A 14,470-nucleotide genomic window follows, 5' to 3' on the forward strand; every position below is an offset into this window, starting at 1 on the left:
AGGCCATTTTTCAATATCGTTCATGCACAAAAGCTGTGGATATTCTTGTGTACAAAAAATAGAAGAGGAAAATGTGAAATTTTTATGGCTAGGATGTTATGCAGCAGCTTTTATGCCTCAAGCAGTTCCTCCCAGGATGCATAGGTTTTGGTCAATTCCTGTTTATGGGTGTCGAGTTCTGCCTGAATACTCTGAAGCGCCGTGTAATCCTGATAAATCTCAGGCAAAGTCATTTGTTCCTCTAAGCCTGCAATTTGTTCTTCCAGCGTTTTGATCTTGTTTTCCAATGCCTCCAGCTTGCGTTGACGGCTGCGTTCCTCGCTTTTGGCTTGTTTGTCTGCCGCATAGGTGGCCGCACGTGATTTGGGGGTGATCTCGTCTGTTGCTGATGCAGAGGAAGACGATGTTTTGCCACGACTGCTCTGACTTGCTTCGAGAGCTTCCTGCGCTATTTCTTCCAGCTCTTGTTTTTTGGCTACATAGTCATCATAATTCCCCAGGAAATGTTCTATTCCTTCAGGATGAAGCTCGATAACACGCTCAGCCATTTTGTTAAGGAAATAACGGTCATGGGAGATGAACAGCAGTGTACCGTCATAGTCCATCAACGCCGCTTCCAGCACTTCTTTGCTAAACAGATCGAGATGGTTTGTAGGCTCATCGAGAATTAATACGTTGGCTTCACGCAGCATTAGTTTGGCCAGGGATACGCGGGCTTTTTCTCCTCCGCTTAATGAAGCTATCTTTTTCAGTACATCGTCACCGCTAAACAGGAAATTACCCAGCACTGTCCGAATCCGTGCTTCTTCCATATGAGGGTACTCACTCCACAACTCCTCCAGTACGGTATTGGCGGGGTTCAGGTTTGTCTGCTCCTGGTCATATAAGCCGATTTTGATTTTTGTCCCCCAATGGATAGACCCGGCAGCCGGTTTAAGTGAGCCGGTCAGGCATTTAAGCAGCGTCGATTTACCGATCCCGTTCGGACCAATCAATGCCACCGTATCTCCTCGCTTTAAGTCAAAGGAGGCATGCTGGAATAAAGGCTTTTTGCCCTCATACGCTACGGAAAGATCGCGCACCTCTAATACTTCTTTACCCGACATATAGGCGGTTTCAAAAGAAAAATGGGCTTTTTTCAAATCGCCCATAGGTCGATCCATGCGATCCATTTTATCTAGCTGCTTGCGGCGGCTCTGGGCACGTTTGGTTGTAGAGGCTCGCACGATATTGCGCTGTATAAATGCCTCCATACGGGCGATTTCTTCTTGTTGCTTTTCGTAATGCTTGAGATTTGTTTCGTACTCGGCAGCCTTTAGTTCCATATAGCGGCTGTAGTTGCCTGTATAGCGGGTGGAGCGATGGCGTTCGATTTCAACAATCGTTGTCACCAGTCGATCCAAAAAATATCGGTCATGTGATACGACCAGCAGTGAGCCGGAGTAGCCGCGCAAATAGTCTTCCAGCCAGGTCAGTGTCTGAATATCCAGATAGTTGGTAGGCTCATCGAGCATAAGCACATCTGGAGCGAGCAGCAGGATGCGTGCTAGCGCAAGCCTGGTTTTTTGACCTCCGCTCAGGGTGACTACAGGCGTCTCGGGTGCAAATGAACCAAAGCCCATGCCGTGCAGCACACTGCGAATACGGGTCTCCATTTCGTAACCGCCGTGATCCTTGAACCAGTCTGAGCGTCGTGCATAGCGTTCGAGCAGATCGGCATAACGCTTTTCGTTCTGCGCATTGGCCGGTTCGGCGATTTCCTGCTCCATTTGCCGAAGCTCTCGTTCTGCATCAATCAGCGGTGCGAACACCAGCATCATTTCATCCCAGATCGAGCGGTCAGAATCCAAACCGCTGTTTTGCGCCAAATAACCGATGCTGGTTTCCTTTGCCTTAAAGATTTGTCCACTGTCATACGATATTTCACCAGCAATGATTTTGAGCAGGGTCGATTTGCCTGCACCGTTCACACCTACTAGTCCAATACGTTCACGTTCCAATATTTGAAGGTTAATCCCGTCCAGAACGGGTTCAATTCCATAGGATTTCGTAATTCCGGTTACTTGCAATAGCATAGCGTATCGTTCCTCCATTACAATTTGCACAGTTCTGCCTGCCTTTTTCGCAGGTACCTTCCTTCCAGTTTACATGAAATTACCCACTATTGCACTGCTTTCACTCCCCAAACCCTTGAGCCTCGTGTAGTCAATTTGTATAAACAATGATAAACTTAAACGAGAAGTGAAAAAGAATGAAAAAAACTTGCAACGTACAGCACTTACTGACAAATGAACAATTGTAACGTTTGGATGATTATCGACGATTGTGCGGGAGGGCGGATATGTGGATGTCTGTAATGTGAAGAACGCGCTGCGTGTACAGCAACGGGAAGCGCGTGACTCCATGGACCCGCTGACAAGGCAGAAGGCATCGGCTGTGGCCTGTCGGCATGCAATCGAGGCATGGGAGCAGCTTAGAATAGACAGAAATGGGGATAAGCTAACCTTATTTAGTTATCTCTCTTTTGGCAGCGAGATTTCGACGACTCCCCTCATTGAGCATTGCTGGTCACAGGGAGATCGTGTCCTGGCCCCGAGAGTGGATTCGGTAAGCCGAACCATGGAGCTGAGGGAGATGGATGAGTACGGAAATATGGTGCCCGGCGTATGGAACATCCCTGAGCCTGCATTGACATGCAAGGAATGGTTGCCTGAAATGTGGACGGGAATCGACTGGGTGGTTGTCCCCGGCTTGGCCTTTGATCGTCATGGAGGCAGGATCGGCTATGGCGGGGGTTACTATGATCGCTTTACCGCACAGGTAGAGGCAGAGAAGCGTAATAACGGTTCCGTAGGTCCACTGTATGTCTCGCTGCTGCTACCGGGACAATTGTTAGCACAAGTACCCATGGAGCCAGGAGATTTGCGAGTGGACGTGCTGTTTACACCGGAAGGACGCTTCGATTGTGATCATGGCAAAATCGACAAATGATGAATGAAGTAAAGTTGGGTATGTGAAAGGAGCTGTGAGGGAGTCGTGGATTCCTTTACTCATTTTAACGAACAGGGACGAGCTCGTATGGTAGATATTTCGGGCAAAACGTCTACGGTTCGTACGGCAGTCGCCGTGACTCAGATTACGATGGATCCGGCTACATTGACGGCTGTAAAAGAAGGAAGAATTGGCAAGGGTGATGTTCTTGCCGTAGCCCAGGTCGCAGGGATTCAAGGTGCGAAAAAAACGTCAGACTGGATACCGATGTGTCATCCGCTGGCGCTGACAGGCGTGAACATTACTTTTTCCGATAATGGACATGATGTGCTTCATATTGAAGTTGAAGTGAAGACCGAGGGTAAGACAGGTGTAGAAATGGAAGCTTTGACAGCGGCTTCAGCCGCAGCGTTAACCGTGTATGATATGTGCAAGGCGCTGCAAAAAGATATGATCATCGGCCCTACCATGCTGCAATCCAAAACGGGTGGCAAGCATGGGGATTTTCAAAGGGAGGACCACCAGAAACCTTGACATAGACAACATTGTCGCCGAGAGGGTACTGTGATGTGATGGAGGATGCAGCGCGGCTGTTTCTGATTTTCAGAAGAGAAAGTATTCTTTCATGATAGGAGAAGGGTGATCTTATGGTGTGGAAAACGGCGATCCTAACAGCCAGTGATAAAGGGGCAAGGGGAGAGCGTGAGGATACAAGCGCACAGGTCATCCGGGAACTCGTCGAAGAAGAACTGGGCGGAGAGATTGTGGAATACCGGATCGTTCCCGATGAACCGGATGAGATTATTGCGGCTTTGATCGAAATGACCGATTATTTTCATGCAGACTTGGTGCTAACTACGGGCGGAACCGAACTGGCGATTCGTGATGTGACACCTGAGGCGACCAGACGGGTCGTGGAACGGGAAGTGCCAGGTATGGCGGAAGCCATGAGAATGATCGTGATGCAGAAAAATCCGGCGGCCATGCTATTTCGTGGAATCGTGGGGATACGCGGACGTACGCTGATTGTCAATTTGCCAGGAACGCCAAAAGGCGTACATGAAAATTTGGCAGCGATTATGGATCAACTCCCGGAAGCATTGCTTATGGTGACAGGTCAGTTCCGGTAGAAGGCAGCCCATGTGTGTGGTATGATACCTGTAAGAATTTTAAGGCCGTATACGGACAGAGGTTTTTCATTTTGTTCGTCAATATAAGGAGGATTACTACACATGCCCAATATTGGAGCACCGGGTTATATTTTGTTAATTATTCTGGCGCTGCTGCTCTTTGGTCCGAACAAGCTGCCTGAGCTGGGCCGAGCTGTAGGGCGTACATTCCGTGAATTTAAAAACGGGGCACGCGATATTTTATCTGAAGATGAACGGACTGAGCGTAAAGAAAGCAAAGATAGTGTGGTCCAAGCATCACAGACGACGTCTTCAGAAGTTCAACCTCAGCCCGAGGATAAACGCTTGTCATAGATTTAGTTATTTATTATTGCTGTTTGTATAACGAACATGAGCCTCTTCTTCAGTGAAGGGCTTTATTTTTTAGGAGGCGCTGCTGCGTCCCGTTCAGAAAGGAGGAATGGACTTGTCCCCACCAGAGCATGAAATGCCGCTAATGGAACATCTGGGTGAGCTTCGTCGCAGAATAATTTATGTGCTGATTGTATTTGTATTGGCATTGGTTGGTGGCTTGTTCGCGGCGGGTTCTGTCTATGACTGGCTTATTCGATCCGGTTCGGCGCAAGCTTTTCAGTTAAACGCATTTTCCTTTTGGGACGGGATTGGTATCTACATGAAGATCGCCATGATCATTGGCATTGCAGTGGCGTTGCCGTTTGCCTGCTACCAATTGTGGAAGTTTGTCAGCCCGGGATTAAGGCCGCAAGAACGGAGTGCAACTTTGCGATATGTGCCTTATGTGCTGCTTTTGTTTATGATTGGCGCTGCTTTTGCTTATTTCATTATTTTCCCGATGGCGATTCAGTTCACATCGTCCGTCACCAAAAGCATGGGGTTGCAGGAAACGTACGGTATTGCACAATATTTCACCTTTATGTTTAACATTGTGCTGCCTGTAGCGCTGCTGTTTGAACTCCCCCTGCTGATTATGTTTCTGACAGGGATTCGTGTACTCACCCCGATGAGGCTTCGCAAGTGGCGGAAGATCTCTTATTTCCTGCTTGTTTTTGTCGCTGTTGTGATCACTCCGCCGGATTTTATATCCGATTTTTTGGTGGCGATTCCGTTGTTGGTGCTGTATGAAGCGAGTGTATATCTGTCATCGGTCGTGTACCGTAGACAACTGCGTGCACAGGAAGAACGGGAAGCCCAATTGCGTAATTTTTCTTAAATCTATCAGCATAGCTGTCTTAAAAAATAACCATTAGCCTTGAGTTAACGGTTATTTTTAGGATAGGTAGATATAATCAAGAATGGCTGTCCATAAAAATTCCCATAAAAAATACATTAGGGACTTGAAATTCAATCTCAAGTTGAGTATCATAAAGTTGGTTGTTAGCACTGACGACTGTTGAGTGCTAATACATACAACATAACAACCAAATTACAGGATAAACACTTAATAAGGAGGCTATTTTTCATGATCAAACCTTTGGGTGAACGCGTATTGGTGGAAGCAATTGAGCAAGAAACAACGACTTCCTTCGGAATCGTACTTCCTGACTCTGCCAAGGAAAAGCCGCAAGAAGGCAAAATTATCGCGGTTGGCGCAGGCGCATTGAAAGACGGTGCCCGTATTCCTCTGGAAGTAAAAGAAGGCGACCGTGTTATTTTCTCCAAATACGCTGGAACGGAAATCAAATATGAAGGTAAAGAATATTTGATTATGAAAGAAAGCGATATCCACGCGATCATCGGTTAACCGGAACCCGGACAAGACCTAAATATAGGAATTGAAACAAATCATTCATAATCCATAGGGAGGTTTATCACAAATGGCTAAAGACATTAAATTTAGTGAAGACGCTCGTCGCTCCATGCTGCGCGGGGTAGATGCATTGGCTAACGCTGTTAAAGTAACACTCGGACCGAAAGGCCGTAACGTTGTACTGGAGAAAAAATTCGGTAGCCCGCTCATCACTAATGACGGCGTAACGATTGCAAAAGAAATCGAGCTGGAAGACGCGTTCGAAAACATGGGCGCTCAACTGGTTAAAGAAGTAGCAACCAAAACAAACGATGTAGCTGGTGACGGTACGACTACGGCTACTGTTTTGGCTCAAGCCCTCATCACTGAAGGTTTGAAAAACGTAACTGCTGGCGCAAGCCCAATCGGTATCCGTAAAGGGATCGACAAAGCGGTTAAAGCAGCTGTTGCTGAACTGCAAGCTATCTCCAAACCAATCGAAAGCAAACAATCCATTGCTCAAGTAGCTGGTATTTCCGCTGCTGATGATGAAGTAGGCGAACTGATCGCTGAAGCTATGGAAAAAGTGGGCAAAGACGGTGTCATCACTGTTGAAGAATCCCGCGGTTTTGCAACAGAACTGGAAGTAGTTGAAGGTATGCAGTTTGACCGTGGCTACATTTCTCCGTACATGATTACAGATACGGACAAAATGGAAGCTGTACTGGACAATCCATATATCTTGATCACTGACAAAAAAATCACAAACACACAAGAAATCCTGCCATTGCTTGAAAAAATCGTACAACAAGGCAAACCACTCGTTCTGATCGCTGAAGATATTGAAGGCGAAGCGCTGGCTATGCTCGTTGTCAACAAGCTGCGTGGTACATTCAACGCTGTAGCTGTTAAAGCTCCTGGCTTTGGTGACCGTCGTAAAGCAATGCTGCAAGACATCGCTGCCCTGACTGGCGGTCAAGTAATCACAGAAGAATTGGGTCTGGACCTGAAAACTGCTTCTGTGGACCAACTGGGTACAGCACGTCAAGTGCGTATTACAAAAGAAAACACGATTGTGGTTGACGGTGCTGGAAACAAAGCCGACATCGACGCTCGTGTTAGCCAAATCCGTACACAACTGGAAGAAACTACTTCCGAGTTCGACAAAGAGAAACTGCAAGAGCGTCTGGCTAAATTGTCCGGCGGCGTAGCAGTAATCAAAGTCGGTGCGGCTACTGAAACAGAATTGAAAGAACGCAAACTGCGCATCGAAGATGCTCTGAACGCAACCCGTGCGGCGGTTGAAGAAGGTATCGTATCCGGTGGTGGTGTAGCGCTCCTGAACGTATACAAAGCAGTTGCAGCTGTTGAACTGCAAGGCGACGAGCAAACAGGCGTGAACATCGTGTTGCGCGCTCTGGAAGCTCCAATTCGCACTATCGCTGCTAATGCAGGTGAAGAAGGCTCTGTAATCGTTGAGCGTCTGAAACGCGAAGAAGTTGGCGTAGGCTTTAACGCAGCTACTGGTGACTGGGTAAACATGATCGAAGCTGGTATCGTAGACCCTGCCAAAGTAACTCGTTATGCATTGCAAAACGCTGCTTCCGTAGCAGCAATGTTCTTGACTACTGAAGCAGTGATCGCTGACAAGCCAGAACCAGAAAAGGCTGCAATGCCTGATATGGGCGGCATGGGCGGCATGGGCGGCATGATGTAATAAAACCAAAAACCCTTGTTGCACCAAGGGTTTGAGGGGTTGTTATATTGATTTGTTAACGATTTGTTAACAATCAGTCTGTTTTTTAGAGGCTCTCATTAGTTCTCCGAACTTTTGAGAAGCCTCTTTGCTTTTTCTGGCTTAGTGCTGGTAGGGTATTTTATTGTTTTTAGGGATGCTCTTATGACAGTAAGTATATTTGGGTTGACAGCACATTTGGACAGCAGTATGCTTTGTTAAGGAAATATTGATGTCCTCGTTAGGTGAGGCTCCTATATGAACATAAGCCACTGCCCGGAAACATCGAAAGATGCCAATGGGTATAACAGGAATTGCCGGATTAAGGCTCTTCTTAATGTGGCTAAAGAACTTTGGTTCTTTTACGTCGTATAGTGCTAAAGCTCGACTGGGGGGAATCGGATATTTGTATGCTTTATCTTGCATGCAGAACTGCGCCCTTCAGTTGAGCTGAGGGGCGTTTTTATTTCAATGTGCAGGTATTGGCAATGATCTGGCTCCAGTGTGATCAGTAAAATATGGAGCCCACAACATGTTAAGGGAGAGGGGTTGAACCATTCAATGAATAGTCGAAGTTCGTCTGAACCGGATCCAGAACCAGTGAGTCTATTGGTAGTCGGGTTAAAACTAGATACCATAATTGAGTATGGTTGCTACTCCTTTCCTACGGGTTAGTATTGGACCCGACTGCCTTAAAACAAGGAGGCAGTTGACATGTCAAAAATGAATTTTTTTCAAAAAAAACAGCAAAATAAAAATGCTACTCATATTCAAGGCTTTGATATTGAATTGAATCAGGAAAATACTCGTCGTATTGATCGTCTAGTCGATAGTTACGAAAATAGCATTCTTTCTCATTTAGATGAAGCGTACCAAAGAACAACAAGCTGGCAAGATCGTCTTGCGGATCGGATTGCATCATTTGGCGGTAGTTGGAGATTTATTACTTATTTCGCTATCTTTCTGACCCTCTGGATACTCTTGAACAGCTTGCCGTTTACTCGCTTTCATTTCGATGAACCTCCATTTATCTTGTTGAACTTGTGTTTGTCCTTTATCGCAGCATTTCAGGCTCCGGTCATTATGATGAGTCAGAACCGCCAAGCTGCAAGGGATAAGCATGAATCGATCATTGACTTCGCGATCAACTACAAAGCCGAACAAGAGATTGACGATATGCAGAGCCACCTTCATCGGATCGAAGGCGAACTGATTGAGATTAAAAAACTCTTACTTGTTCTAAAACAACCGAATGAAGAACACAAATGACACTTTAGATTATATAGAGGCCCCGTAGAGAAGTTTTTACCTCAATCGATTCAGATTAACGAATCTTATTTCTTTCGAATCAGTTTAAATTTAGAGTAGATATATCGGTGATTCTTCAGGATCAAGCCCATATAAGGATGTACAAATTTATGATTCGAAAATAATACTGGGCCTCGGGAAGTAGCATGCCTACGGCTCGTGCTGCAGCAACTTCCGTTATTTATGGAAATGATATTTATGTAATTGGTGGCTATAATGAGACGGTCACTTTTTCAAAAGTGATTTCCAATTCTCATTGCGCTCATTGTTAATCGTTGACTCACGATTAACACGTCCTTGTAAATAAGCAGGGCTCCCGCGAGGGAGCCCTTTTTTATGCAAGTGCTTTTAATTTTACTTTTAAGAATAGGGTACACCAACAGCAAAAGTGGATAATCTCTACAACCATAATGATGGATTCTGACCAGTTAAGTAGGGTTAAAGCTTTGGAACATAGTGTGCACATAATTAGAATGGCTTCGAAAATCAGAACGTCCATTAATAAAAAGATAATTGTGTGTGATTTAGGCCTCTGTAAGAGCTGTAGAGCGTGGAAATTCCAGAGTGTGGAGACTAATTCCATCATTATGACTCCCACACACATTCCGATATAACCAAATTTGGGGATAGCCAGTAGGGTGTAGAGGATCATGAAATTGGAAAGGACGCCAATGCAGAGGCCAATAAAAGGAGTTTTCTTTCGATTTTTTGCCCATAAAATACTTGTAGTCACTTCCCGTAATCCGACAACTAATGGTAACATTGCTAACGACTTAATCGGATTTGCAGCGTTTTGTATTCCAAAAATATATAAGGAAATTTCCGGAGCGTATTTAAAAATGAAAAAACCTGAGGCTAATCCCCAGACCCATGCTATTTGCATGGCAATATAGCTCTTTTTGTAGAATAAATGATATAGCCTATTTTGCCAATCTGCAGTTATTTTCATCGTGAGTGTATGGGTTAGGGAGCCTGTAATCAAAGTAGGCATATAAGCGACAACCAGTGCGATGCCAGTAACAGTACCGAACATCTCGGCTGATTCTTTGGGCGAAACCCCCGCAACCTGTAATCGCTGAGGGATGATCATGGCATCAATAAAGTCGGAAGCAGGAATAAGTAAGCGTGTAAGGGCGATAGCAAGTGAAGCCTGTACTAACAAAGGCAAATCCGTTCGAATAGATGGAAGAGGTGAGGGGGATAACCCGATTACGGGACGATTATATATAAAGAAAGCAGAAAGAATAGCAAACGATACGATCGCGCCTGTAAAAGTCCCAAGTACTGCTCCGCCTACAGCAAACTCAATGCCAGATTGAATAAATAGCGGCACCATACACATTAAGGTACCAATTCTCACGGATTGTTCGATAATTTCCGAAAGGGCAATGGTGGTATATCTTTCAAGCCCTTGCAAATAGCCGCGCAGTAAACTTAACAAGGGAACGACCAATATAGCAGGAGAGAGGTAGCGAATCGCAAAGTTGAGCTGCGGATAACCAAGCAAATTAGCAATTGGCGTTGAAAGGCGAAAGACCAGGACACTACATGCTATTCCCGCGAGAATCATGAAAACTGCAAAAAACTTAAATAGCCGCCAGCCTCTGGCTGTATACTTAGCTGTAAACATACCCAGAGCTGTCGGCAATCCTCCAGAAATAATCATTAGTATTAAGCTATAGAAGGAGTAGGCCAGCTGATAAAGCCCCATTCCTTCTGCTCCAACAAACCGTGTCATAAATACTTTTCCGACCAAACCTATGGCTTTCACAACAATCATTGCATTAGCTCTTACCATGGTTTGTTTTAAGATAAGAGGTAATTTCAAATTTTTTTCCCCCATTAGAAGTTGTCCATTATCATTTTATGACAGCAACTGTTGGGGTATGAACATGATACTTAATCTCGTATGTGAATCAACAAATACTTGGTGTTTTTGTCCCATCCCAAATCAAAAGGTACTTTAAAACGGTCGGCAGTATGGGAGTTGATTAAAGGATAGCCACTCTGATCAAATCCTACTACAACAGAGAAATGATCTACATCTCCTCTTAAAACGTAAGCAATCAAATCACCTGGAAGTAGCTGGGGTTTTTCGGGTTGCTGCTGTAAGTCATTGACGGATTGGACGACATTGGAAAAGCTTCCTTGTCCGATAATCCTGCCATACCCAGAGCGTATAAGAAAATTTTTAAATGCATCCGTCTGAACCCATGCTTGGCTCCCACCGTTACCATAGGAGTAATGCCATCCAGATCTCATAGGAAGTCCTCCGCCTTCCTCCTTGTCTCCGATAACTTGAGAGGAAAAGTTAGTGCAGTCTCCTCCTTTAGAGTTGTAATCCAGGTATTTTTGGTTGTAGCGCTGACCATTTCCTGCCCCCCATGTTATTCCTGCATACTTGTTGGCATAGTCAACGGCTCGTGATCGGTTGTATTTATTAATAATCTTTGTTGGCTCTAATACAGCTTTATTGGCAATGAAATGCAAATCGCTTTTTTCGATTTTTTTGGGGTTCTCTTCCAAAGGATCTGAATACCATTCCCGTTCCACGTACCAACGATTATCCTTTTTTCTTAGTGTGATGCCATGCCGTGTTCCAATTCCAAAATCATGCTGACCGGGATAGCTATTTACATACTCATAACTCAATTTCAAGGATTGGACAAGTGACACTTTTGCCATGTCACCCAGTACTTCTATACGAGCTATCCTAATGGAGCTTTCCGCATTCACAAATTTTATTTTACGATGCTTGGCCCATTCTTGAATGTATTCGGCTCTATTGATTTCATGAAGATATTCGTAGTTACTTCGTTTGTCTTTTAACAAGTAATGGTCCTCGATATGCTTTTTATCCTGATCCATTAATAATCTGGTACGGTCTTCAAACAATTCTTGAAGAAAAGGGACCACGTTATCCTTCTGAACTGGCTCGGCTTGTGCATGAAAATTAATGAAGCTGCAAGCGGGGATCGTTAGCAAGATCATGCACAGTAAGTGTAATTTTTTGATTCTAAGCACCTGCATTCATTCTCCTTGGAAAGGTAAATTGTTTTTTGAAAATGCCCTACTTTTGTATCATAAGTTTCTCACAGGCTGAATTCATGTGTGCTAATTTGGTAAAGACGACCAATCGCCCTTCATGTTCCTTCTTGCTTCGACTGTAGCGCCCAGCACAGGTAATCAAGTTTAAACGGTGCTCTTCTGTAGGACCAAAAATCGTTTGAATCGGTGCTTCGGGGGTGAGGTAAAACTTTACGGACTCCACTACAAATTGAAGCTTGCAACCATTATCGCCAGTTACATACACATAATCGCCTTTTTTCAGTTTTTTTAGAGGATAAAAAACTGCTGGACCCGTGTATGTATCGACATGCCCGTCCATAATTGCATTACCTGCTGAACCTGGCAACACATGGTTAGATAAATACCCTACTCGGTCTGTTTTATCTGGGACGCCCATCTGGCCATTCTCTAAATAAGTTACCGGTTCTATAATTGAATGAATACGAACCGCTGGAATATCGATTTTATGTGGAATGATCCCGGGAAAATAATTTTTTTTAACAGGTAAAGAATTTTTTGTGATTTTATAGGCTTGAGTTTTAACCTTAACTGGCTGATTCGTGGGAATTTTTCTTTGGTCTTTAGCTGTGAGCGAACAGCATGTGGTTCCCAATAAAATCAATAGCACCATAAAATAAATGATCCACTTTTTGTTCATATGAAGAAAGAGAGAGGGGTTTAGTTGATCCTCTCTCTTTTGTCCCTCCTAATTCATTTGCTCGCTTGCGCCACCAAATCCTGTTTTTGGCAATTTAGTAGCCTTTGCTTTAATGCTTTTAGCTTTAATACTTTTCGTATGCATTGTTTTTCCATCGATCATTTTGGCAGGTGCAGCTTCACGTGCATGCAGCTTGTGAGCTTTCTCATGCTTGCTCTTAGCATGTATTTTGTGCTCTTTTTTCGTATGGCTCTTAGCCTGTTGTTGGTGCATTTTGTGTTCCTGTTTTTCTGCGGGCGCAGATGCAGATGCCATCGATCCTACAGACATAAATACTGCCAGAGATGCAACAGCCAATATTGCTTTTTTCATGATATTTGCCTCCTTGAATAGTTGTTAATTGTTAATCCCTAATATAATTTCCGTACCAAGAGCTTTTCATGTAGCCAAGTATTTCCTAGAAGGTAGTTATATTGGACTTTACATAAATGAAGTCATTTATTCACTTCAATAAATCCTTCGGGAATCTTGTGAGTCGCAAGCAGTTCGGAAACAGTTATAAAGGTAAAGCCTCTTTTTTTCAGCTCAGGCAAAATGATTTTCAAGGCTTCCATAGTTTGTGTACTTTTATATACATAGTCGTGCATAAGAACAATATCGCCGTTACGAGCATTACGGAGTACTTTGTTGGCGATGCGTTGCACACCAGGTTTTCGCCAATCCAAGGTATCTTGATGCCAGGACCATAAAATTATTTTTAGCCCTTTTTCTTTAGAAAGTTCGACGAGTGAATCTGTATAATAACCGCCTGGTGGACGGAAAAAGTGAGTTTCTGTTCCTGTAGCCTTAACAATGCTGGCTTGACCCTGGTCAACCTCAGATAAAGCTTTATCACGGGAAATTCGATGGAAGGATGGATGATGAAAAGTGTGGTTGCCGACATCATGCCCTTCTTTAAGCTCTCGTTTTACAATGTCAGGAAATTTTTCTACGCGGCTACCAACAACGAAAAAGGTCGCTTTAGCATCATATTTCTTAAGCAAATCCAAAATAGCCGGCGTGTTACTTGTATCCGGTCCGTCATCAAAAGTCAGAGCAATTACCTTGGGTTGATGAGTAGGAACTTCCCATACAATATCGCCACGTTCTTCATAATAGGATCTTCCCTTTGTATGTGCAGGAGAGACGTTTGAGGTGTTCTGTGCGATCACATATGGAGTAGGGAAGGAGCTGGAGCACAGCAAAAAAGCAGCGATGGCAGAAGACACCAATCGAATGTTTTTCATCGGGCCTAATCTCCGTTCTAACGTTTTTAGGTTAGGTTGCCATGAAGAAGTGTGCTTTATTCGACTATCTTAGAGCATCGATAGACTAGGATATGTGCTGTATGATCTAATCTTTTAATGGGTTGGCAAAATTATTATCTACTTACCTGAATGCCCTGTCATAGAATGTATTTATGCATATATTGAATTGTACAACGAGTAAAGGAGGTTAGGGCTATGGGAGCATGTGATAATAACACTCCAGGTGTTGGCGGTATGTGGACTTCTACAGCAGCAATCTTGGTACTTTTTATTCTGTTGGTTATAATCACTAAATCATTCTGGGTTTAATTTTGCTAAATAACTTCTATTAAAAATGGTGTAAACACCCTACTGGCTGTTGAAGTGTACCCCTTAGAATAGACATTGGAAACCTTCTTGGTTATTCCGATGAATTCTAGGGGGTGTATTTTTGCAGTTTGCTCTTTTTTTCTTATGACGGATTGTAATATGAAGTGCGACACCTACGGGAAATAAATAAAAAATGGCCCATGGCCGGATTCGTGT

The 14,470-nt window shown here is 44.1% G+C and carries 16 protein-coding genes and 1 riboswitch; of the genes, 10 read left to right on the top strand and 6 right to left on the bottom strand.

The genetic code is table 11. The features are described 5' to 3' along the window. Positions 1-110: 110 nt before the first annotated feature. Positions 111-2,075, bottom strand: coding sequence for an ABC-F family ATP-binding cassette domain-containing protein (locus tag FKV70_RS01940; protein WP_142611673.1), 1,965 nt, complete (start codon positions 2,073-2,075; stop codon positions 111-113). 268 nt (positions 2,076-2,343) lie between these two features. Between FKV70_RS01940 and FKV70_RS01945 the strand changes: the two genes are divergently transcribed. The 9 genes from FKV70_RS01945 (at position 2,344) to FKV70_RS27050 (ending at position 9,183) form a co-directional block, all read left to right on the top strand. Beyond that, a complete protein-coding gene (locus tag FKV70_RS01945; RefSeq protein ID WP_063207877.1) occupies positions 2,344-2,991 on the top strand; it encodes a 5-formyltetrahydrofolate cyclo-ligase in 648 nt (215 codons plus the stop codon). Positions 2,992-3,036: 45 nt separating this feature from the next. Continuing rightward, positions 3,037-3,525 (top strand): cyclic pyranopterin monophosphate synthase MoaC, encoded by a 489-nt coding sequence (gene moaC / locus FKV70_RS01950; RefSeq protein ID WP_064795433.1) that lies wholly within the window; start codon positions 3,037-3,039, stop codon positions 3,523-3,525. A gap of 113 nt (positions 3,526-3,638) precedes the next feature. Then, the gene (locus FKV70_RS01955; RefSeq protein ID WP_013369877.1) at positions 3,639-4,121 is read left to right on the top strand and encodes a MogA/MoaB family molybdenum cofactor biosynthesis protein; all 483 of its coding nucleotides are present in this window, start codon (positions 3,639-3,641) and stop codon (positions 4,119-4,121) included. Between the two features lie 102 nt (positions 4,122-4,223). After that, complete coding sequence (locus tag FKV70_RS01960; protein WP_142611674.1) at positions 4,224-4,475, top strand: twin-arginine translocase TatA/TatE family subunit; 252 nt, start codon at positions 4,224-4,226, stop codon at positions 4,473-4,475. A gap of 112 nt (positions 4,476-4,587) precedes the next feature. Then, entirely contained in the window at positions 4,588-5,352 is a 765-nt protein-coding gene (gene tatC / locus FKV70_RS01965) for a twin-arginine translocase subunit TatC (RefSeq protein ID WP_064795431.1), read from the top strand. A gap of 249 nt (positions 5,353-5,601) precedes the next feature. Continuing rightward, complete coding sequence (groES, locus tag FKV70_RS01970) at positions 5,602-5,883, top strand: co-chaperone GroES (protein ID WP_007429271.1); 282 nt, start codon at positions 5,602-5,604, stop codon at positions 5,881-5,883. A gap of 73 nt (positions 5,884-5,956) precedes the next feature. After that, positions 5,957-7,585 carry a chaperonin GroEL gene (gene groL, locus FKV70_RS01975; protein WP_013369880.1) on the top strand — a complete coding sequence of 543 codons (1,629 nt, stop codon included), beginning with the start codon at positions 5,957-5,959 and terminating at the stop codon, positions 7,583-7,585. A gap of 248 nt (positions 7,586-7,833) precedes the next feature. Continuing rightward, positions 7,834-8,006, top strand: a riboswitch (M-box (ykoK) riboswitch). A gap of 311 nt (positions 8,007-8,317) precedes the next feature. After that, on the top strand, positions 8,318-8,872 hold the full coding sequence (locus FKV70_RS01980) for a DUF1003 domain-containing protein (RefSeq protein ID WP_064795429.1): 555 nt from the start codon (positions 8,318-8,320) through the stop codon (positions 8,870-8,872). 185 nt (positions 8,873-9,057) lie between these two features. Further along, on the top strand, positions 9,058-9,183 hold the full coding sequence (locus tag FKV70_RS27050) for a kelch motif-containing protein (protein WP_142611675.1): 126 nt from the start codon (positions 9,058-9,060) through the stop codon (positions 9,181-9,183). A gap of 62 nt (positions 9,184-9,245) precedes the next feature. Here FKV70_RS27050 and FKV70_RS01990 read toward each other — a convergent pair whose 3' ends face one another. The 5 genes from FKV70_RS01990 to FKV70_RS02010 all read right to left on the bottom strand — a co-directional run bounded on the left by FKV70_RS01990 (position 9,246) and on the right by FKV70_RS02010 (position 13,924). Next, positions 9,246-10,739, bottom strand: a complete 1,494-nt coding sequence (locus FKV70_RS01990) for an oligosaccharide flippase family protein (protein ID WP_231116710.1) — start codon at positions 10,737-10,739, stop codon at positions 9,246-9,248. A 71-nt stretch (positions 10,740-10,810) separates the two neighbouring features. Next, positions 10,811-11,935 carry an amidase domain-containing protein gene (locus tag FKV70_RS01995; protein WP_142611676.1) on the bottom strand — a complete coding sequence of 375 codons (1,125 nt, stop codon included), beginning with the start codon at positions 11,933-11,935 and terminating at the stop codon, positions 10,811-10,813. A 46-nt stretch (positions 11,936-11,981) separates the two neighbouring features. Then, the gene (locus FKV70_RS02000; protein WP_244310612.1) at positions 11,982-12,611 is read right to left on the bottom strand and encodes a class F sortase; all 630 of its coding nucleotides are present in this window, start codon (positions 12,609-12,611) and stop codon (positions 11,982-11,984) included. A 75-nt stretch (positions 12,612-12,686) separates the two neighbouring features. Next, the gene (locus tag FKV70_RS02005) at positions 12,687-13,010 is read right to left on the bottom strand and encodes a hypothetical protein (RefSeq protein WP_142611677.1); all 324 of its coding nucleotides are present in this window, start codon (positions 13,008-13,010) and stop codon (positions 12,687-12,689) included. A gap of 122 nt (positions 13,011-13,132) precedes the next feature. Continuing rightward, positions 13,133-13,924, bottom strand: coding sequence for a polysaccharide deacetylase family protein (locus FKV70_RS02010; RefSeq protein ID WP_142611678.1), 792 nt, complete (start codon positions 13,922-13,924; stop codon positions 13,133-13,135). 216 nt (positions 13,925-14,140) lie between these two features. On the opposite strand from FKV70_RS02010, the gene FKV70_RS26330 reads away from it, so the two are divergent. Continuing rightward, on the top strand, positions 14,141-14,254 hold the full coding sequence (locus FKV70_RS26330; protein WP_081276706.1) for a YjcZ family sporulation protein: 114 nt from the start codon (positions 14,141-14,143) through the stop codon (positions 14,252-14,254). Positions 14,255-14,470: the final 216 nt, after the last annotated feature.

Origin of the sequence: Paenibacillus ottowii (assembly GCF_006874425.1) — a bacterium.
Lineage (GTDB): Bacteria > Bacillota > Bacilli > Paenibacillales > Paenibacillaceae > Paenibacillus > Paenibacillus ottowii.